Annotated in this window: 15 protein-coding genes; 10 read left to right on the plus strand and 5 right to left on the minus strand. The window is 72.0% G+C overall.

The window, feature by feature from the left end; genetic code table 11:
- Positions 1-277: 277 nt before the first annotated feature.
- Complete coding sequence (locus tag ACILSK_RS22695; RefSeq protein WP_395729463.1) at positions 278-1,270, minus strand: aldo/keto reductase; 993 nt, start codon at positions 1,268-1,270, stop codon at positions 278-280.
- Between the two features lie 51 nt (positions 1,271-1,321).
- Here ACILSK_RS22695 and ACILSK_RS22700 point away from each other — a divergent pair, with 51 nt between their 5' ends.
- On the plus strand, positions 1,322-1,675 hold the full coding sequence (locus ACILSK_RS22700; RefSeq protein WP_395729464.1) for a VOC family protein: 354 nt from the start codon (positions 1,322-1,324) through the stop codon (positions 1,673-1,675).
- Positions 1,676-1,801: 126 nt separating this feature from the next.
- Here the strand turns inward: ACILSK_RS22700 and ACILSK_RS22705 are convergent, their stop codons facing one another.
- The gene (locus ACILSK_RS22705; RefSeq protein WP_395729465.1) at positions 1,802-2,746 is read right to left on the minus strand and encodes an NAD-dependent epimerase/dehydratase family protein; all 945 of its coding nucleotides are present in this window, start codon (positions 2,744-2,746) and stop codon (positions 1,802-1,804) included.
- Positions 2,747-2,878: 132 nt separating this feature from the next.
- Here ACILSK_RS22705 and ACILSK_RS22710 point away from each other — a divergent pair, with 132 nt between their 5' ends.
- Positions 2,879-3,559: a TetR/AcrR family transcriptional regulator gene (locus ACILSK_RS22710; RefSeq protein ID WP_395729466.1), complete on the plus strand. Its 681-nt coding sequence runs from the start codon at positions 2,879-2,881 to the stop codon at positions 3,557-3,559.
- 109 nt (positions 3,560-3,668) lie between these two features.
- The gene (locus ACILSK_RS22715; RefSeq protein ID WP_395729467.1) at positions 3,669-4,025 is read left to right on the plus strand and encodes a DUF3040 domain-containing protein; all 357 of its coding nucleotides are present in this window, start codon (positions 3,669-3,671) and stop codon (positions 4,023-4,025) included.
- A gap of 39 nt (positions 4,026-4,064) precedes the next feature.
- Here ACILSK_RS22715 and ACILSK_RS22720 read toward each other — a convergent pair whose 3' ends face one another.
- Positions 4,065-5,405 carry an AI-2E family transporter gene (locus tag ACILSK_RS22720; RefSeq protein ID WP_395729468.1) on the minus strand — a complete coding sequence of 447 codons (1,341 nt, stop codon included), beginning with the start codon at positions 5,403-5,405 and terminating at the stop codon, positions 4,065-4,067.
- 146 nt (positions 5,406-5,551) lie between these two features.
- Positions 5,552-6,508 (minus strand): NAD(P)-dependent alcohol dehydrogenase, encoded by a 957-nt coding sequence (locus ACILSK_RS22725; RefSeq protein WP_395729469.1) that lies wholly within the window; start codon positions 6,506-6,508, stop codon positions 5,552-5,554.
- Between the two features lie 105 nt (positions 6,509-6,613).
- On the opposite strand from ACILSK_RS22725, the gene ACILSK_RS22730 reads away from it, so the two are divergent.
- From ACILSK_RS22730 to ACILSK_RS22750, 5 genes are all read left to right on the plus strand, one after another.
- The gene (locus tag ACILSK_RS22730; protein WP_395729470.1) at positions 6,614-9,679 is read left to right on the plus strand and encodes an efflux RND transporter permease subunit; all 3,066 of its coding nucleotides are present in this window, start codon (positions 6,614-6,616) and stop codon (positions 9,677-9,679) included.
- A gap of 99 nt (positions 9,680-9,778) precedes the next feature.
- Entirely contained in the window at positions 9,779-10,480 is a 702-nt protein-coding gene (locus ACILSK_RS22735; protein ID WP_395729471.1) for a FadR/GntR family transcriptional regulator, read from the plus strand.
- A gap of 119 nt (positions 10,481-10,599) precedes the next feature.
- On the plus strand, positions 10,600-12,132 hold the full coding sequence (locus ACILSK_RS22740; RefSeq protein WP_395729472.1) for a four-carbon acid sugar kinase family protein: 1,533 nt from the start codon (positions 10,600-10,602) through the stop codon (positions 12,130-12,132).
- 93 nt (positions 12,133-12,225) lie between these two features.
- Positions 12,226-13,134 (plus strand): NAD(P)-dependent oxidoreductase, encoded by a 909-nt coding sequence (locus tag ACILSK_RS22745; protein ID WP_395729473.1) that lies wholly within the window; start codon positions 12,226-12,228, stop codon positions 13,132-13,134.
- Positions 13,131-14,627 (plus strand): SLC13 family permease, encoded by a 1,497-nt coding sequence (locus ACILSK_RS22750; RefSeq protein ID WP_395729474.1) that lies wholly within the window; start codon positions 13,131-13,133, stop codon positions 14,625-14,627. The genes ACILSK_RS22745 and ACILSK_RS22750 overlap by 4 nt, the downstream gene beginning before the upstream one ends.
- A 70-nt stretch (positions 14,628-14,697) precedes the next feature.
- Here the strand turns inward: ACILSK_RS22750 and ACILSK_RS22755 are convergent, their stop codons facing one another.
- Positions 14,698-15,240, minus strand: a complete 543-nt coding sequence (locus ACILSK_RS22755) for a DinB family protein (RefSeq protein ID WP_395729475.1) — start codon at positions 15,238-15,240, stop codon at positions 14,698-14,700.
- A gap of 129 nt (positions 15,241-15,369) precedes the next feature.
- Here ACILSK_RS22755 and ACILSK_RS22760 point away from each other — a divergent pair, with 129 nt between their 5' ends.
- On the plus strand, positions 15,370-17,991 hold the full coding sequence (locus tag ACILSK_RS22760; RefSeq protein WP_395729476.1) for a hypothetical protein: 2,622 nt from the start codon (positions 15,370-15,372) through the stop codon (positions 17,989-17,991).
- A 126-nt stretch (positions 17,992-18,117) separates the two neighbouring features.
- A partial coding sequence (locus tag ACILSK_RS22765) for a peptide-methionine (S)-S-oxide reductase (RefSeq protein WP_395729479.1) occupies positions 18,118-18,287 on the plus strand: 170 nt, incomplete at its 3' end.

Consider the following 18,287-nt stretch of genomic DNA (forward strand, 5'->3'; position numbering starts at 1 on the left):
CCGGCGTCGGGCCGACGGTGGGGGGCGTCATATCGGTCTGCTCCTCGGGTGGTTGATGGTGCAGTCGGTGGTGCCTCGTCGATAGACGCCCTCGACCCTGCCGCGGACGCACCGTCCCGGCAAGTCACAGCCGATGCCCAGGAGTCTCGGACTCCGGCGCGGGACCCGTCGGCGGGCGGCCCGACCCGATGCCGCACCGAGGTCACCCTGCGGTCCGCCTGCACCGGTGGTCCCTGTGGCCCCCGGCCGATCGGCGCGACCGTGGCCGGTTCCGGCGTCACCAGCGGTCGTGCACCAGGGGCCGGATCCGGCGGTCGTACAGGTCGCCGATGGCCCGGAGCAGCTCGTCGGTCAGCGGCGGGACATCGGCGGCCCCCGCATTGGCCCGGACCTGTTCGACGGTGCGACCACCGGGGATCACCGTGGTGACCCCGCGCTGCTGGATCACCCAGCGCAGGGCCGCCTGCGCCGGTGTCACGCCGGGCGCGAGATCGGTGACCAGCGCGGCGAACTCATGCGCGGCGGCAACCCCGGTCGGGTAGTCGACGCCGGCGAACGTCTCTCCGACGTCGAACGCCTCGCCGTGCCGGTTGTAGCTGCGGTGGTCGTCGGCGGCGAAGACGGTCTGCGCGGTGTACCGGCCGGACAGCAGCCCGGACGCGAGCGGGACCCGGGCGATGATCGCCACACCCGCCGCCTCCGCGGCCGGCAGCACCTGCTCCAACGGCTTGCGGCGGAACGCGTTCAGGATGATCTGCACGGACTGGACCGACGGGCGGGCGATCGCCGACAGCGCCTGGTCACAGGTCTCCACGCTCACCCCGTACGCGGCGATCAACCCGTCGTCGACCAACGTGTCGAGGGCGTCGAAAACCCGGTCGTCGTGAAAGACGGCCTCCGGCGGGCAGTGCAGCTGGGTCAGGTCGATCCGGTCGACGCCCAGGTTGGTCCGGGACCGGTCGATCCACCCGCGAAATGCCGCCTCGGTGTACTCGGCCGGGTCCTGGGGCACCCGCCGGCCCATCTTGGTCGCCACCGTCACCGACGCATCGGGGCGGCTCGCCAGGAACCGGCCGATCAGCTGCTCGCTGCGGCCGTCGCCGTACACATCGGCGGTGTCGAAGAAGGTCACGCCCGCCTCGACAGCGGCGGTCAGCACGGCCAGCGCATCCGCCTCCGGGACGTCACCCCAGTCCGCCCCGAGCTGCCACGTGCCGAGTCCGACGACCGACACCGCGCGGCCCGTCCTTGCCAAGCTTCGTTGCTGCATGCAGCATTCCTACCGTCACCGGCAAGGCGCCGGCCGGCACAGGGGGCTCGCATGCACGTCATCCGCATCATGGCCGATCTTCGGGTGCCCGACATCGAGGCGGCCAAGGGCTTTTACACCGACTACCTCGGGCTGCGGGATGAGGAGTTCAACCTGGGCTGGGTCGCCCGGTACACCTCGCCGGAGACCGGCGCGAACGTCCAACTGGTCACCCGGGACGCCACCGCCGCCGAGGATCCGGCGATCTCGATCCACACCCCGGATGTCGACGAGGCGTACGCCCAGGCCCAGCAGCGCGGGTACGAGATCGTGCATCCATTGACCACCGAGTCGTGGGGGGTGCGGCGGTTCTTCGTGCGGTCCCCCGACGGCACCGTGATCAACATCGTCCAGCACGACGCGTGAGCCGCCGGATCGGCGACCCGGCGCGCGAGATCAGGACCGCGGCCCGCAGTAGTCGCCCGCCGGGTTCGCGTGGGTTGCCGCCGGAACCGGTGGTGCGGCAGAGCGCCGACCGCCGGGGCGACCAGGTCAGACGCGGACGGCGCCGGCCGGATTGCCGGTCGCGGTGCGCCGGCAGACCTCGTCCCACGGCGTCGGCATCAGACCCAGCACCTCCTGGGACTGCGCCGAGCTCATCACGTAGGGACGGCTGAACATGTAGGACAGCTCGGCGACCTCCCGCATCAGCGGGTTGACCAGCCCGACCGCCCGCAGCGCCGGCGCCGGGATCCCGCGCACCGGCACCGGTCCGTGCCCGGCCGCCGCCAGCACGTCGGTGATCGCCTGCCGCTGCGTCCGCGGCTCGTTGCTCGGCGCGTGCCAGATCTGTCCCCAGGTGTCCGGCCGATCGGCCACGGTCACCAGAGCCCGGGCCATGTCGGCGACGTCGGTCCAGGTGTGCGGCAGGTCCGGCCGGCCGATCACCCACGCACCCCGACCGCGCACCACGGTCGGCAGCTGGCGGGTGACGTGCCCGTTGGCGCCGACGCCCACGCCGACATAGTCCGACGCCCGGACCTCGACCGCGGTGATCCGCCCGGCCTGGTGCCGGCTCCGCGCCTGCGCCCACATCGCCGCGCGCAGCCGCCCCTTGTGGTCGGTGGCCAGATCCGGCTGCCCCTCGACCATCGGCGCGCCGGTCGGACCGTAGCCGTACAGGCAGGATGCGGTCACCAGCGTGGCGCCGGTGCGCTCGGCGGCCTGCAACAGACCATCGGCCAAGGGCGGCCACACCCGGTCCCAGACGGTGTAGTCGGTCGGGTTGGCGCAGTTGAACAGCGCCCGCGCCCCGGTGACGGCGGCGGCCAGCGCGTCCGGGTCGGCGGCGTCCACTGCCACCCGAGTGACCCCGGCCAGATCGGGTCCCCGGCCGCTGCGGGTGACGAGCACGACCCGCTCGCCCCGGTCCGCCAGCAGCCGCGCCGTCTGGGTGCCGACCGGGCCGGCACCGACGATCGCCATGATCTCGGACATTTCAGATCCCCGTTCTCGTTTGTGAGCAATGCTCTCGCAACGCGACCCAGTCTGGCACTCTGCTCCGGTCAATGCAAGAGCACTGCTCTTGATTGTCTGCACCGCTCTCATTTCTCTGGCAGACTCGTCGCCATGACCTCAGCGCCGCAGACCGCCCGCGCGATCGCCCGCCGCGAACTCACCGCCGCGATCGTCGAGCGGGCCCGCCGGCAACTGGCCGAGGTGGGCCCGGCGCAGCTGTCGGTCCGGCAGATCGCCCGCGACCTGGGCATGGCGTCGTCCGCGGTGTACCGCTACTTCCCCAGCCGGGACGAGCTGCTCACCGAGTTGCTGGTGGTGATCTACCACGAGCTCGCGGACCGGCTGGAGCTCGCCGACGCGGCCATCGACCCGGATGACCGGCCGGCGCGGTGGCGCACGCTGGCCCACACCTTCCGGGCCTGGGCCACGGCCGCGCCGCACGAGTTCGCACTGCTGTACGGCTCTCCCGTGCCCGGGTACGCCGCGCCGCAGCAGACCGTGGCCCCGGCGTCCCGGGTCACCGGGGTGCTGATCGCGCTGGCCGCGGCGGTGGACGCGGCGGGCATTGCCCCCGGCCCCGAGCTGCCGGCCGGCGCGCACGAGACCCTGAGCGACTTCCGGACCGCGGTCGGCGTCGACCTGTCCGACGAGGTGGTGCTGCGCACGGTGACCGCCTGGGGCGGTCTGCTGGGCGCGGTCACCCTGGAGCTGTTCGGGCATCTGCACCGGGCGGTGAGCGACTTCGACGCGCACTTCGACCTCGTCATCGGCCGGCTCGATCCGACGGTCTGAACCGGGCCGTGATTGCCGTCACGAATGCATGGTCGGCCGAGCATGTCGGCGCACCGGCGCGGCACCATGGGAGGCGTGTGACCATTTTGTGATCTTCAGGAGGATCGCCATGCCGCTGTCGGAGGATGAGAAGAGCCGTCTCGACGAGATCGCGGCGCACGTCCGGGCCACCGACCCCGACTTCGTGCAGCGGCTCCGGGTTGCCGGTCCGGAACGTCACGACCACCCGACCTCGGCCGCCGCGCCGGTGGGCGCCGTCGATCCGGTTCGGCAGTACAACCGCCGGCTCCTCCTGCTCAGCGGCCTGCTGTTCGTCAGCGTCTCGCTGTTCTCGAACGGACTGAGCGCCGCCCACGGGCTGATCTCGCTCGGCACGCTGGTCGCGATCGCCGGCGGCGTCCTCACCGGCTGGACCACACTGCTGTTGGTCCGGTTCCGCCGGGCGCACCGGACCCGGCCCGCCTGACCGCCGGGTCCGCCGGTTCCGCCAGAGCCGCCAGGTCCGCTACTCGACCGGCGGCGGGTCGGCCGGCTGATCGGTGTCGGCCAGGTGCGGCACCAGCTCGTACCGCCGCCCGTAGGTCTGCACGACCGACACCACGACCGCGACGATCGGGACTCCGATGATCGCACCGATCGGCCCCCAGATCGCCGCGCCGATGAACACCGCGGCCAGGGCGATCGCGGGATTGACCTCCATGGTCCGGCGGGAGATGCGCGGGGTCAGCAGGTACGTCTCGATCTGCTGGTAGACGATCGCGAACAGGATGATCCACACGGCGTCGATGGGTTGGTCGGCCAGTGCGACGACGACCGGTGCGGCCACCCCGATGTAGGTGCCGATCACCGGCACGAATTGGGCGGTGATGCCCGCCAGCAACGCCAGCGGCAACCAGCCGGGCAGCCCGAGGGCCAGGAAGAACACGCCGTGGAAGAACGCGGAAAGGGCGGCCAGCACGACCTTGGACGCCACGTACCCGCCGGTCTTCTGCTCGGCGATGTCCCAGACCTCCCCGAGGATCAGCTGGCGGCCCGGCGGCAGCCACACCGCGACCTCCTGGATCAGTCGGGGCCCCGCCGCCGCGATGTAGAAGGTGAACACGGCCACGGTCACCACGTCGAACACCACCGACACCAACGACCCCAGGTAGCCCAGGGCACCCAGCGCGAGGTCGTTGGCGACGCCCTGGATCTGGTCGGGCTCGAGCTTCAGGGTGACCAGGATCTGCGCGGAATCCAACTGCAGCCCGAAGGTGGAATTCAGTTGGGCGACGATGCTGTCCACGGTGGCCGGCGCGGACTGCACCAGTTGTGCCACCTGGTCGAACAGCATCTGCTCGAAGACCACCACCAGCCCGACGACGATCAGCACGACCGGGACGCCCACCGCCGCGGTCGCCCGCGTCCGGCGAACCCCGCGGCGCAGAAACCACCGGATGGCCGGCTCGAGCGCGATCGCCGCGAGCCAGGCCAGCAGGATCAGGAACAGGAAGTGCTGCACGACCCCGACGACCCAGGCGGCGACCAGCCAGATCGACACGATCACCAGGATCCGGATCGTCGCCGCCTGGATCTCCCGTTGATCCAGCGAAATGCGGATCCGGCGGGGACGGGCCGGCTCCTCCGGTTGGGCCGCGGCGGCCGCCGGTGAATGGTCGGGCGGCTCCCCGGCGACGCTTCCCGGCGTGGGCGTCGAGCCCGGTTCCGGCGGGAGCCGGCGGCGACGCCCCAGATGCGGCGTCACGGCGCGAACCGGCCCGACCCCGAGCGGGACCCACGACCGGATCCCGACCTGACCGTGCCCGGTGTGCTCATCGCGCTGCTCCCATCGCTCGACCGTGGGCACCTCCAGTCAACCCCTCGGCCCGGGATCTCGCGCCACCCGGGTCAACGCCGCTCGAAGGTCGCCGCAGCGGGTCAACGCCGCCCGAAGGTCGCCGCAGCGGGTCGACGCCGCCACCGCCGTCGGCCGCCGGGCCGACCGCGACGACATCACGAGACCTCGACGACGACCTTGCCGAGAGCGCGCCCGTCGCCGACCCGGGCGAGGGCGGCGGGCACCTCGTCGAGGGGGACGACGCGGTCGATGTGGATCCTCACCCGACCTGCGGTGCACAGGTCGGCCAACGGTTCGAAGTGGGCCGGGCCTTCCTTCACCGCCAGCACCCCGATCGATCGGCCGGTGAGTCGCCCGAGCACCGGGCCGATGGTGGCCACCCGCAGCAGCGTGCCCGTCGACGCGCCGACACACCGGTACCGGCCACCCGGCGCCAGCGCCCGCCGGTAGGCGAACACCGAGCGGTGCGCGACCAGGTCCAGGATCAGGTCGTAGGGCCGCGCCGGGCGCGTGAAATCCGCCCGGCCGTAGTCGATCACCTCGTCCGCTCCCACGGACCGCATGAACTCCTGCTTGGCCGCGTTGTCGACCCCGGTGACATGCGCGCCCGCATCCGCACAAAGCTGGATGGCGAAGGATCCGGACCCGCCGCCGGCCCCGTTGATCAGCACCCGGCGGCCCGCCCCGGCCGTCCGCACGCCCTGCAGCGCGATGGCTCCGGCCTGCGGGATGGTCGAGGCCTGCGCGAACGACAGCCCGGCCGGTTTGGCGGCCAGCGCCGATTCCGGCGCGAGCGCGTACTCGGCGAAACCACCTTTGAGTCGTAGGTTGTCGCCGTACACCTGGTCACCGGCCCGGAAGCGGGTGACTCCCGGGCCGACGGCGTCGACCACACCGGCGATGTCGGATCCGAGGATCCGGCGGGCCGGGCGGCGCAGGCCGCCGATCCGGGCGTAGGCCGGCGAGCCCCGCAGGCCTTCCCAATCGCTCAGGTTGACCGACGTCGCGGCGACCCGCACCCGCACCTGGTCCGCGGCGGGCGACGGGATCGGGACCTCGGCCAGCCGCAGCTCGTCGGGGCCGCCGTACCGGTCGTAGACGATCGCTTTCATGCCGACGTCCCTTCCCCGGGGTCGCCGGCCGGCCCGGGGACGCCCCGGCGCCGGCCGGGCCGGTGCGGTGATCATGCCGCCGGCCGGATGGCTCACACTCACCGGGTGTCCGCACTCGCGAAACTTTCTCTGCGGAACCGGGCGCTGGTCGCCCTGGTCGCCGTCGTCATCGCCGTCTTCGGGCTGTTCGCGATGCGCAGCCTCCAGCAGGAGCTGGCGCCGTCGATCTCGTTCCCACAGGCCGCCGTCGTCACCTCCTATCCGGGTGCGGCCCCGGAGGTGGTCGCGAACGACGTCTCCACCCTGCCGGACGGCCTCGACCCGCAGGTCGTGACCGGGTCGCTGGACGACCTGCCGATCGTGCAGTTCGCGGTCACCACCGCCGACCCGAGCCCCGGGCTGGCCGACGCCGTCCGCGCCACCGTGCTGCCGGAGCTGAACAAGATCGACGGTGTCCGGTCGGCCGACCTGGTCGGCGCGGTCGGCCAGCGGGTGACCATCACCCCGGACCCGGCCAAGCTGGCGGCGGCGGGCCTGCCGGCCGGCGCGATCCGAAGCGCGTTGCAGCAGAACGGGATCCTGCTCCCCGGCGGGGAGATCACCCAGGACGACCGGACCCTGACCGTCAGCACCGGCACCCGGCTGACCTCGACGCAGGACATCGCGGCGCTGCCGCTGCTGCCCACCACCCAGGCCGGCACCGGCCAGGGCGGGGGTCAATCGGGTGGCGGCCAGCAGCAGGCGCCCCAGATCAGCACGATCGGCGATGTCGCCACCGTTGAGCTGACCGACAACCCGGTCACCTCGATCTCCTACGTCAACGGGCAACCGGCGCTGACGGTGGCCGTCACCAAGCTGCCCGACGCCAACACCGTCGCCGTCTCGACGGCAGTCAAGGACGCCTTCCCCGACCTGCAGGCGACACTGGAAAGCGCGGTCGGCCAGCCGGTCACGTTCACCACCGTCTTCGACCAGGCGCCGTTCATCCAGCAGTCGATCGACTCGCTGGCCACCGAGGGCCTGCTCGGCCTGGTGTTCGCGATCCTGGTGATCCTGGTCTTCCTGATGTCGGTGCGGGCGACGCTGGTCACCGCGATCTCCATCCCGACGTCGGTGCTGATCACCTTCATCGGGTTGCAGGCGTCGGGCTACACACTCAACATCCTCACGCTGGGCGCGCTGACCATCGCGATCGGCCGCGTCGTGGACGACTCGATCGTCGTCATCGAGAACATCAAACGGCACCTGGACACCGGGCAGGACCGCAACGACGCCGTGCTCGGCGGCGTGCGGGAGGTCGCCGGCGCGATCACCGCGTCCACCATCACCACGGTCGCGGTGTTCCTGCCCATCGCGTTCGTCGGCGGCATCGCCGGCGAGCTGTTCCGCCCGTTCGCCTTGACGGTGACGATCGCCCTGCTGGCCTCGCTGCTGGTGGCGCTGACCATCGTGCCGGTGCTGGCCTACTGGTTCCTGCGGCCGCAGGGCGGTCGGGGCCGCCGGCGGGGCCGGCACGAGCAGCCGCTCTCCGCGGTCGATCCCGACGAGGACGGGCCGCCGACCCGGCTGCAACGCGGCTACCGGCCGATCATCGAATGGACGCTGCAGCATTCGGTGATCACCCTGGTGCTGGCCGTCCTGGTGCTGGTCGGCACGTTCGCGCTGGCCCCGCTGATGAAAACCAACTTCCTCGGGCAGAGCGGGCAGAACACCTTCACCGTCACCCAGCAGGTCGCCGACGGAGCCAGCCTGGACGAGCAGCGGGACATCGGGCTGGAATCGAGCACGGCGATCGCCGCGGTGCCGGGCGTGCAGACGGTGCAGATGACCGCCGGCCGGTCGAGCAACGCCCTGCAGGCGGCGTTCGGCGGTAGCAGCGGCGCCACCACCATCCGGTACTCGGTCACCACCGACGGCAGCGCCGACCAGAGCGCGGTGCAACAGCAGGTTCGGGACGCGCTCGGGTCGATCAGCGACCCCGAGGGCATCACCATCGGCGCGGGCGGCGGGTTCGGCGGGAACAGCGCGATCGAGGTGGACATCAAGGCCGGCTCCGAGCAGGACCTGACGACGGCGAATGCGGCGGTGGTCGACGCGCTGTCCGGGCTGCCCGAGGCGTCCCAGGTGTCCAGCAACCTGTCCGCGTCCCGCCCGTACGTCGCGGTGACCGTCGACCGGCAGAAGGCCGCCGACGCGGGGTTGTCAGAGGTGGCGGTGGGCACCCTGGTCGGCGCCGCGCTGCAGCCGACGTCAATCGGCACCGTGGCGATCGACGACCAGTCGCTGACCGTCTACCAGGCGGTCGCCGACCCGCCGGCCACCGTGGACGAGCTGTCCGATCTACCCGTCCCGACGGCCCGCGGACAGGTCAAGCTGTCCGAGCTGGCCACCGTGCAGCAGGCGCAGGGCCCGGTCTCGGTGACCGCCGAACGCGGGCAGCGGACCGCGACGATCACCGTCACCCCGGCCGGCGACAACCTGGGCGCGGCCAACTCCGCGGTGCAGACCGCGCTGAACGGGGTCACGCTGCCGACCGGGGTGACCGCCGAGCTGGGCGGCGTCACGGCCGACCAGGCCGAGGCGTTCGGCCAGCTCGGGCTCGCGCTGCTGGTCGCGATCCTGGTGGTCTACGTGGTGATGGTGGCGACGTTCCGTTCGTTGTTGCAGCCGCTGCTACTGCTCATCTCCATCCCGTTCGCGGCGACCGGCGCCATCCTGCTGCAGATCGTCACCGGGGTGCCGTTGGGTGTGCCGTCGCTGATCGGCGTGCTGATGCTCATCGGCATCGTGGTGACCAACGCGATCGTGCTGGTCGACCTGATCAACCAGTACCGGGTCGGTGGCATGACGGTGCGGGACGCCGTCGAGCACGGCGCGTCCCGCCGGCTCCGGCCGATCCTGATGACTGCCCTGGCCACGATCTTCGCGTTGCTGCCGATGGCCCTTGGCGTCACCGGGCACGGTGGATTCATCTCGCAGCCGCTGGCCATCGTCGTGATCGGCGGCCTGCTCTCCTCCACCGTGCTGACCCTGGTCGTCCTGCCCACCCTGTACCACCTGGTCGAGGCGTTCCGGCAGCGGCGGCGGGACCGCCGCGCGAGGACGGCCCACCCGGACCCGGTGGACGGCGGCGAGCAGCCCGCCGATGCCGCACCGGCGCCCACCGGCTGACCCCACCGATTCCGACCACCTCCAGGCTTGACATCAGATGTCTGATCCCTCATGCTCATGACATCAGATGTCTGAGTACTCACTGGCGAGGAGGCCGGAATGGGTCTACCGGAGGATCTAGCGGACCGGTTGCTCGATGAAGTCGTCACCGGGCGGTTCCCCGTCGAGTCGTTGCTGCCCCCGGAGGGCGAGCTCGCCGGCATCTTCGGTGTCAGCCGGCTGACCGTCCGCGAGGCGGTGCGCATCCTCCGATCCCAGAACGTGGTCGAGATTCATCGCGGCCGCGGCACCTTCGTCAACAAGCCCGAGGTGTGGACGTCACTGGAGGCCATCGTCCGTTCGATCACCGCCAGCGGCTCGGCCACCGGGGTGTCCGAGCGGCTGCTCGAGGCCCGGTCCATGGTCGAGGTGGGGGCGGTCCGGCTTGCCGCCCTCCGCCGGTCCAAGGAGGACCTGGCGGAACTGGAGTCGTGCCTGACCGAGATGGTCAACGGCGCCGACGCCGGCGACGTCGACCTCTTCGTGGACGCCGACATCGCCTTCCATGACGTGATCATGCGGGCGAGCGGCAACCTGTTCGTCCCGTTCATGTTCGAACCGTTCGGAAACCTGTTGGTGCACACCCGTCGTCAGACATCGGCGGTACCGCAGATCCAACGCAACGCGATCGCCCAACACCGGGCGATCCTGGAAACGCTGGTCGCCGGCGACGAGATCCTGGCCCGGGACGCCATGGAGGCCCACATGGCCCAGACCCGCGACGATCTCCGCCAGTTCGTGCGCGAGTCGGAAGGTCGCTGACCCCACCGGCTCTCCCCCACGCACCGATCGACCGGTTCGCCGCCCGCGCCGGCCGGGCGGGTGCCCGCTCGTCCCATTCGTTCACCGCCGTCTTCGGCGACCCTTGGAAAGGCCCTGCCATGAACACCTCTCGCCCCACATCGCCGTCGGAACCGGCCGGCCCCGTCCCGGTGGAGCAGCTGCTGGCCGGCCGGCCGCCGCTGCTGGATGTCGGGGACACCGTCGACGAGATCCATTCCGGCCGCCGGCTCGTGGTCCTGGACGACGATCCCACCGGCACGCAGAGCATCGCCGATCTCCCGGTCCTGACCAGTTGGTCGGTGGCGGACCTGCGGTGGGCGCTGCGCCAGCCGACGACCGCCTTCTTCGTGCTGACCAACACCCGCAGCCTGGCCGAGGCGGACGCCGCGCAGCGCAACCGCGAGATCGTCCGGGCCCTGGACGAAGCGGCCCGGCTGGAGCAGGTCCCCTACGTGCTCCTGTCCCGCGGCGACTCCACCCTGCGTGGCTACTACCCGCTCGAAACCGATGTGCTGACCGAGGAACTCGGCAGGACCGGGGTCGACGTCGACGGGGTGCTGATCTGTCCCGCGTACATCGAGCCCGGCCGGGTAACGGTCGACTCGGTGCACTGGATGCGCACGAACGAGGGCATGATCCCGGTCGCCGACAGCGAGTTCGCCCGGGACGCCAGCTTCGGCTACCACCATTCGGACCTGCGGGACTGGGTCGAGGAGAAGACGGCCGGCCGCATCGGTCGCGACCAGGTCGCCACCATCACCCTGACCGACATTCGCGAGGGCGGGCCGGACCGGGTCCAGCAAATCCTGTCCGAGCTGACCGGCGGGCGCCCGGTGGTCGTCGACGCCGCCGACGACGCCGACCTGCGGGTGGTGTCGCTGGCCCTGGTGCGCGCGGAGGCCGAGGGTAAGACGTTCGTCTACCGGACCGGCCCGTCGTTCGTCCGCGCTCGCAGCGGGCAGACCGCGACCCCGGCCATCGACGCGGCCCGGCTGGCGCGCATCACCGCCGCCGCCGGAGCCGACAATGCCGCCGGGGCCGACAGTGCCGACACCGGGGATGCCGAGGACACCCGTCCGGCGGTGACCCGCGGGCTGATCGTCGTCGGCTCGCACGTCGGGCTCACCACCCGTCAGCTGGATCGCCTGCGCGCCGCCGGCGGCATCGTCGAACTCGAACTCGACGTGCCCACCCTGCTCGACCCGGCCACCCACGACGCCCACCTCGCCGACGTCGTCGCGCGGGCTGAGGAACTGTTGCGGCGCAATGATTCCGGCAGCGACGTGGTGATCCGCACGAGTCGGACGCTGGTGACCGGCGGCGACGCCGCGGACAGCCTGGTCATCGCCCGGACCGTCAGCGCCGCCCTGGTCGGCACGGTTCGGGAACTGGTCGGCCGGGTCCGCCCGTCGTTCGTCCTGGCCAAGGGCGGGATCACCTCGTCGGACACCGCCACCGAGGGGTTGGGCATCCGCCGCGCCTGGTCGCGGGGCACCATGCTGCCCGGCATCGTCTCCCTGTGGGAACCCGCCGAGGGTCCGGCCCGCGGCATCCCGTACATCGTCTTCGCCGGCAACGTCGGCACCGACGACGCGCTGGCCGACGTCGTGGCCACCCTGCGGCACACCTGATCGCTCGCACCACACCTCCCGCCACCACCCACATCTCCAGCCGCCGGCCACGGGCCGGTCGGTCACCCCCACCCCCGAAGGGATCGCTTCGCCATGCCCGAAAACAACGCCACCGTCGCCGTGATCGGCCTGGGCGCCATGGGCCTACCCATGGCCACCCGGCTCGCCACCACATTCCGGGTCGCCGGATTCGAACCGTACGAACCGCGCCGCGCCACCGCCCGGGAGAGCGGGATCGAGGTGCACGCGACGCCCGCCGAGGCCGCCCGCGACGCCGACCTGGCCCTGCTCGCCGTCCGCGACGACGCCCAGGCGCAGACCGCGCTGTTCGGCCCGCACGGGTTGCTGGAGACCCTGCCGGCCGGCGCGCCGGTGGTCCTGACCAGCACCATCGGACCCGAAGCGGCCCGTGAGCTGGCCGAGAAGCTCGACGCCGCCGGCTATCCGCTCGTCGACGCGCCGATCAGCGGCGGCCCGGTCCGGGCCGGCCAGGGCGACCTGTTGATCGTGGTCGGCGCCGCCGGCGCCGCACTGGACGCCGCCCGGCCCGTGCTCGACCACCTGTCCTCGACCCTGACCATCGTCGGCCCCCGCCCCGGCGACGGCCAGGCGCTCAAGACCATCAACCAGCTCCTGGCCGGCGTGCACATCGCCGCGGCCGCCGAGGCCGTCGCGCTGTCCCGGGGCCTGGGCCTGGACCCGGCGGTGATGATCGCCGCGCTGTCCCAGGGGGCCGCCGGATCGTTCATGTTCGCCGACCGCGGGCCCCGCATGATCGAGGCCTACACCGGGGGCGCCGAAGTGAAGTCCCGCGTCGACATCTTCGTCAAGGACATGGGAATCGTCACCTCGGTGGGCCGCTCCTCCCACGTGCCGCTGCCCCTGGCCGCGGCCGCCCAGCAGCTGTACCTGATCGCCGAGGCCGCCGGGCTGGGCGCCCACGACGACTCCTCCGTGGTCACCATCCTGTCCCCCGACACCACGAAGGCGGCCACGTCATGAGTCCCACCGGTCTGCTCCTGCTCGCCGCCGGCGGCGTCGCCGTGCTGCTGGTGCTCGTCCTGCGGTTCAAGATGCACCCGTTCGTCGCGCTCGTGCTGGTCAGCATCGCGGTGGCGCTGATCGGCGGGATCTCGCCCGGCGACCTGGTCGGCACCATCGAGGCCGGCATGGGCTCGGTGTTCGGGCACATCGCCGTCATCATCGCCCTCGGCGCGATGATCGGTCGCATCATCGAACTGTCCGGCGGCGCCCAGTCGCTGGCCACCGGGATGATCAACAAGTTCGGCAACCGGCGAACCCCGCTGGCGCTGACCGCCACCGGCTTCCTGCTCGGCATCCCCGTGTTCTTCGAGGTCGGCGTCATCATCCTGATGCCGATGGCGTACGGCATCGCCCGGGCCGCCAAGAAGCCGCTGCTGCTGTTCGCCCTGCCGATGTGCGGGGCCATGCTCGTGGTGCACGCCTTCCTCCCGCCCCACCCGGGTCCGGTGGCCGTCGCCGGCGTCTTCGGGGCGGACATCGGCCGGATCCTCATGTGGGGACTCCCGCTCACCGCCGTGGTCGCGCTGGTCTGCTACTTCGTCGCCATGCGGATGACCCGCACGGTCTACCCGATGGCCGACGACGTCCGCGCCGAGGTCTACGGTCTCGACGTCACCGACGAGGACATCGCCGACTGGAACGCCCACCCCGGCACTGCCGCCGAGGGGTCCCCCACCGGACATCACCTGCCCAGCGCGGGCGGCGACCACCCCGGGCTGAGCCCGGCCGAGGAGGTCGCGGCCAGCACCACCCTGGTCAACCAGCTGCCCGAGCGACCCGCGCCCAGCTTCACCATGATCGCCGCGCTGATCCTGCTGCCGATCCTGCTGATCCTGTCCGGCACGCTGGCCACCAGCCTGCTGCCCGACGGCAACGTCGTCCGCTCGATCCTCATCGTGGTCGGCGCGCCGTTCGTCGCGCTGCTCATCGACGTGTTGCTCGCCGGCTACCTGCTGGGCCTGCGCCGGGGGTGGAGCCTGACCGCGCTGAGCGACGTCGCCGGTTCCGCGCTCCCCGGCGTGGCCGTGGTGATCCTGGTCGCCGGCGCCGGCGGCGCCTTCGGCAAGGTGCTGGTGGCCACCCACATCGGGGACGCCGTGTCGACCACCCTGCAATCGACCGGCCTGCCGATCCTCGCATTGGCCTTCCTGTTCACCATGGTGCTGCGGGCCGCCCAGGGGTCCGCCACGGTCGCCCTGGTCACCACCGCCGGCGTCATCGCACCGCTGGTGGCGGCCGGCGGGTACGGCCCGAACCAGCTCGCGCTGATCTGCCTGGCCATGGGCGCCGGCGGCCTGGCGCTGTCCCACGTCAACGACGCGGGCTACTGGATCGTGGTCAAGCTGACCGGCCTGTCCGTCAAGGACGGCCTGCGGACCTGGACCGTGCTCACCACCATCGGCGGCGTCGTCGGGTTCCTGCTCACCGCCGCGCTCTGGCAGCTCACCTGAGGCGTCACGCACGCACCGGACTCCGGCGGGGGTCGCCGCGCACCGCGGCGCCCCCGACCGGGCGTTCCGGTTACTCCCCGGTCAGGCCGTCGATCGCCTCGCGGAGCAGGTCGGCGTGCCCGTTGTGCCGGGCGTACTCCTCGATCATGTGCACCAGCACCCAGCGCAGGCTCGGCGTGCTGCCGTCCCGCAGCGGGCGCCGGGCCAGGAACTCCAGGCCGCCGCCGCTGAGCGCCTCGGTGGTGACGGCCCGGGACCGGTCCTTGGCCTGCGCCCACCAGGTGTGCAGGTCCGCCGGGACGTGCTCGTCGGCGATCCGCCAGTCCCAGTCCGGGTCGGTGTCCCAGTCGACCTCCTCCCACAGCGGCGGGGTCGGACGGTCCAGCAGCACGCAGGTGAACCAGTAGTCCTCCACCCAGGCGAGATGGGTGATCATCCCGCCGAGGGTCATCGACGACGGCTTGAGCGGCATCATGAGGTCGTCGGCATGCAGACCCGCGCACTTCCAGGCCAGCGTGGCCCGCTGAAATTCCAGGAAGCCCAGCAAGGTGGCCACCTCACCGGCGGCCATCGGCGGCTCGGGCCGGCCCTGGGGGTCGATGACGGTGCTCATTGTGCCGACCCTACGGACCCGGGTCCGGCGCCGGCCGACGTGCCCCGAAGGGCAGTGCGAACTGCCCGCAAGTACGGACCAAGTCCTGTGCCGATCCGGCGCCGGCCGTCGCTCAATGGTGTGATGGGGATGCGACACACCCACGCGGACACGCCCCGTCCCCGCGGGCAACGGGCCGTCGCCGCGCCGCCGGCCGGCCGCGACCGGGCGTCCGACCCTCGCGTCGAATCCCTGACCTCCCGATCGGCGTTGGCGCTGCAGCAGCGGGCCGGCAACTCCGCGGTCAGTTCGCTGCTCGCCGCCGGGCGCATGGTGCAGCGGGCTCCGCTCGAGCAGGCCGATGACCCGCAGGGTTACACCCGGGCGGGTGGCCAGAAGATCGCCGGCACCGGCACCACCCGCCTCGTGGTGACCGGGCTGACGTACGGGGTGACGGGCGGCTTCGCCGGCAGCTACGGCAAGCGGACCAGCGCCGAGGCCACGATGACCAAGCAGAGCCCGGACAACACCGCGGTGGTGATCATGCCGGAGCAGGTCGCCGCCGACCGGCCGGTCCAGGTGGTGCTGCACTTCCACGGCTGGGGTTTCCGGTCCGGCAGCGACGCCCAGGACCCCTACGCCGGTTACACCGTGGCCACCGGCGGCCCGACGTCGTCGCAGGGTGCCAAGGGCACGGTCCGGGACGTCGATCAGGAGCACTGGGAGCAGCAGATCGGTGCGGTCGCCCGGGAGCGCGGCGCAACCGGCCCGCAGATCGTGGCCGTCCTGGCGCAGGGCCGCGGCCCGTCCGACTTCGGCAACGTCCCCACCTTCGACTACCTGCAGGACGTGTTCGCGCACGTCCCCGCGCTCAAGTCGATCAAGGACTTCACCATCGTGGTGTCCGGGCACAGTGGCGGCGGGAGCACGCAGGTCGCCCCCAAGGTGACGGGCGGTGACATCCGCGGGACCGACCGGTCGAAGCTGCCGCCCCCGGCCAAGGGCAAGGCGCCGATGCAGCCCTCCGACGTCGTCGTGCTGTTCGACGCCGAGGGCATCGAGTCGGTGACGGGCTGGATCGAGGGCCTGGTCCGGGGACTGGCGACGTCGACGAAGAGCGACGCCACCGCACCGGCGGCAATCGCGGCGTCGCCCAAGTTCCGCGGCTACTTCGCCACCCGTGGCAGCTACTGGGCCCGGTACCAGGCCGCCGCCCAACGCCTGGAATCCGCGCTGGCATCGGTCCCGGCGAAGTGGCGGGACCCGGACGGCGCGAACCCGACCGCGGTGCGGGTCCGCGACCTGTTCCGGTTCGTCGAGGTGACCGCGGCCGGGGTGAACCACGAGCACGTGATCAGCGGCGGCCAGGGCGGCGCGCAGGAGGCCGGGTCGCTGGCCGACTCCCTGCGGGCCTCGCTCGACCCGACGGTCGACCGGGGCCGCGCGTACGACCCGATCCAGGGTGGCAAGCGGCTGGCCGCCTGGCAGAAGGAGGTCGCCGCGTGGCGGGCCGCGCAGGCCGAGAAGCAGCGCAAGGCCAAGGCGGCCAAGGAGCAACTCAAGGCCAAGGCGGCCGGCCGGTCGACCGGCAGCCGGCCCCCGCCGGCGCCGGCGCCGGTCCAGAAGCTGTCGGCCGGCAGTCCTGACGTCAGCCCGGTCCGGCGGGTGCCCGCCCACCCCGGCGTGGCGGCGCCCGTGCCCGTCCAGCGGGCGGCGTGGAAGGCCAACGGTGCCGCCACCGAATACGCGCTCACCGCCGACGACAAGTCGCTGCTGGCCGGCTCGACCGCCGATGCGCGGCAGGCGGATCGGACCGCCTTGACCAAGGCCGCGCTGCGCCGGTTGACCAAGCTCACCGCCGCCGAGAAGCGGAAGAAGCTCAAGCCCGGGGAGGACACGGAGTTGGCCAATCTGCGGACCCTCAAGGACCGGGTGGAGACCACCAACCGGGCGCTGGGCCGGCAGGACGTCGACGAGGTCATCGCCGACGCCGGCCTGGGCACCGTCGCCCAGTGGTTCGGCGACGTCCAGCAGGGCACCTTCCTGGGTATCCAGTTGCGCGTGCACAAGTCGTTGGCCGGCCGGCTGACCACGGCGGAGACGGCGCTGGTCAACGATGCGACGGTGAACCCGGGCCGGGCCACCGCCCAGGACCTGGGGCGAACGCTGAACATGTACGCCTCGACCAGCGACCTGCGGCAGCCGGCCAAGGCGGTCGGCGGCACCAGCCTGAGCATGCACACCTTCGGCCTGGCGGTCGACCTGAACTACAAGGGCAACCCGTTCATCGGCAACGCCGGCAAGTTCGCGCCGGACGTGATCCGCCGGGCCACCGGGCTGGTGCTGGGCACGCCGACCGAGGTGACCACCAACCCGGGTGACGCGGCCGCATCGTTCACCGCGCTCAAAGCGGCGTCCGACGCGCTGAAGACCTACCTGTCCTACCGGGATCCGGCGAACCGGGCCGCGCTGACGACGGCGGTCACCGGGCACACCGCGGCGAAAGGTGAGCCGGCCGACGTCGCGGGCTGGCTCGAGCAGATCGAGCAGGACCACACCGACCTGTCCGCCGGCGGCGACTTCGACAAGCACAAGCCGCCCGCGGAGGGGTTCCTCGACCTGGACCGGTCGGTCGTGCTGGCCCTGACCGGAGCGGGGCTGACCTGGGGCGGCACCTACCCGGGGGCCAAGGACCTGATGCACTTCGACCTGCGTCAGGGCGACGGCGCCAAGATCCAGACCGCGCGGACCGTGCACACCGCGAACCGGTGAGGCCAGGCGGCGCGGGTGTCCGGCGGGCCAGACCTTACGGAATGCTGACACGCGGAATCCGGCCCGCCGCCGTCGTGTTGTGATCGGTGGCAACGAAGTGCACACACCACGACGAGAGGAGCCACCATGGCTTCGACACAGACCGCCATCCTCGCGGGCGGCTGTTTCTGGGGGATGCAGGACCTGATCCGGCGGCAGCCCGGGGTGATCGGCACCCGGGTCGGGTACTCGGGCGGCGAGGTCCCGAACGCGACCTACTACAACCACGGTTCGCACGCCGAGGCGGTCGAGATCGT

This window comes from Nakamurella sp. (assembly GCF_044224575.1).
Lineage (GTDB): Bacteria > Actinomycetota > Actinomycetes > Mycobacteriales > Nakamurellaceae > Nakamurella.

Coding starts and splice junctions, on each gene's coding strand:
- ACILSK_RS22760 (WP_395729476.1), top strand. CDS start 15,370: ATGCGACACACCCACGCGGACACGCCCCGTCCCCGCGGGCAACGGGCC.
- ACILSK_RS22725 (WP_395729469.1), bottom strand. CDS start 6,508: ATGAAAGCGATCGTCTACGACCGGTACGGCGGCCCCGACGAGCTGCGG.
- ACILSK_RS22755 (WP_395729475.1), bottom strand. CDS start 15,240: ATGAGCACCGTCATCGACCCCCAGGGCCGGCCCGAGCCGCCGATGGCC.
- ACILSK_RS22735 (WP_395729471.1), top strand. CDS start 9,779: ATGGGTCTACCGGAGGATCTAGCGGACCGGTTGCTCGATGAAGTCGTC.
- ACILSK_RS22705 (WP_395729465.1), bottom strand. CDS start 2,746: ATGTCCGAGATCATGGCGATCGTCGGTGCCGGCCCGGTCGGCACCCAG.
- ACILSK_RS22710 (WP_395729466.1), top strand. CDS start 2,879: ATGACCTCAGCGCCGCAGACCGCCCGCGCGATCGCCCGCCGCGAACTC.
- ACILSK_RS22740 (WP_395729472.1), top strand. CDS start 10,600: ATGAACACCTCTCGCCCCACATCGCCGTCGGAACCGGCCGGCCCCGTC.
- ACILSK_RS22715 (WP_395729467.1), top strand. CDS start 3,669: ATGCCGCTGTCGGAGGATGAGAAGAGCCGTCTCGACGAGATCGCGGCG.
- ACILSK_RS22745 (WP_395729473.1), top strand. CDS start 12,226: ATGCCCGAAAACAACGCCACCGTCGCCGTGATCGGCCTGGGCGCCATG.
- ACILSK_RS22700 (WP_395729464.1), top strand. CDS start 1,322: ATGCACGTCATCCGCATCATGGCCGATCTTCGGGTGCCCGACATCGAG.
- ACILSK_RS22695 (WP_395729463.1), bottom strand. CDS start 1,270: ATGCAGCAACGAAGCTTGGCAAGGACGGGCCGCGCGGTGTCGGTCGTC.
- ACILSK_RS22750 (WP_395729474.1), top strand. CDS start 13,131: ATGAGTCCCACCGGTCTGCTCCTGCTCGCCGCCGGCGGCGTCGCCGTG.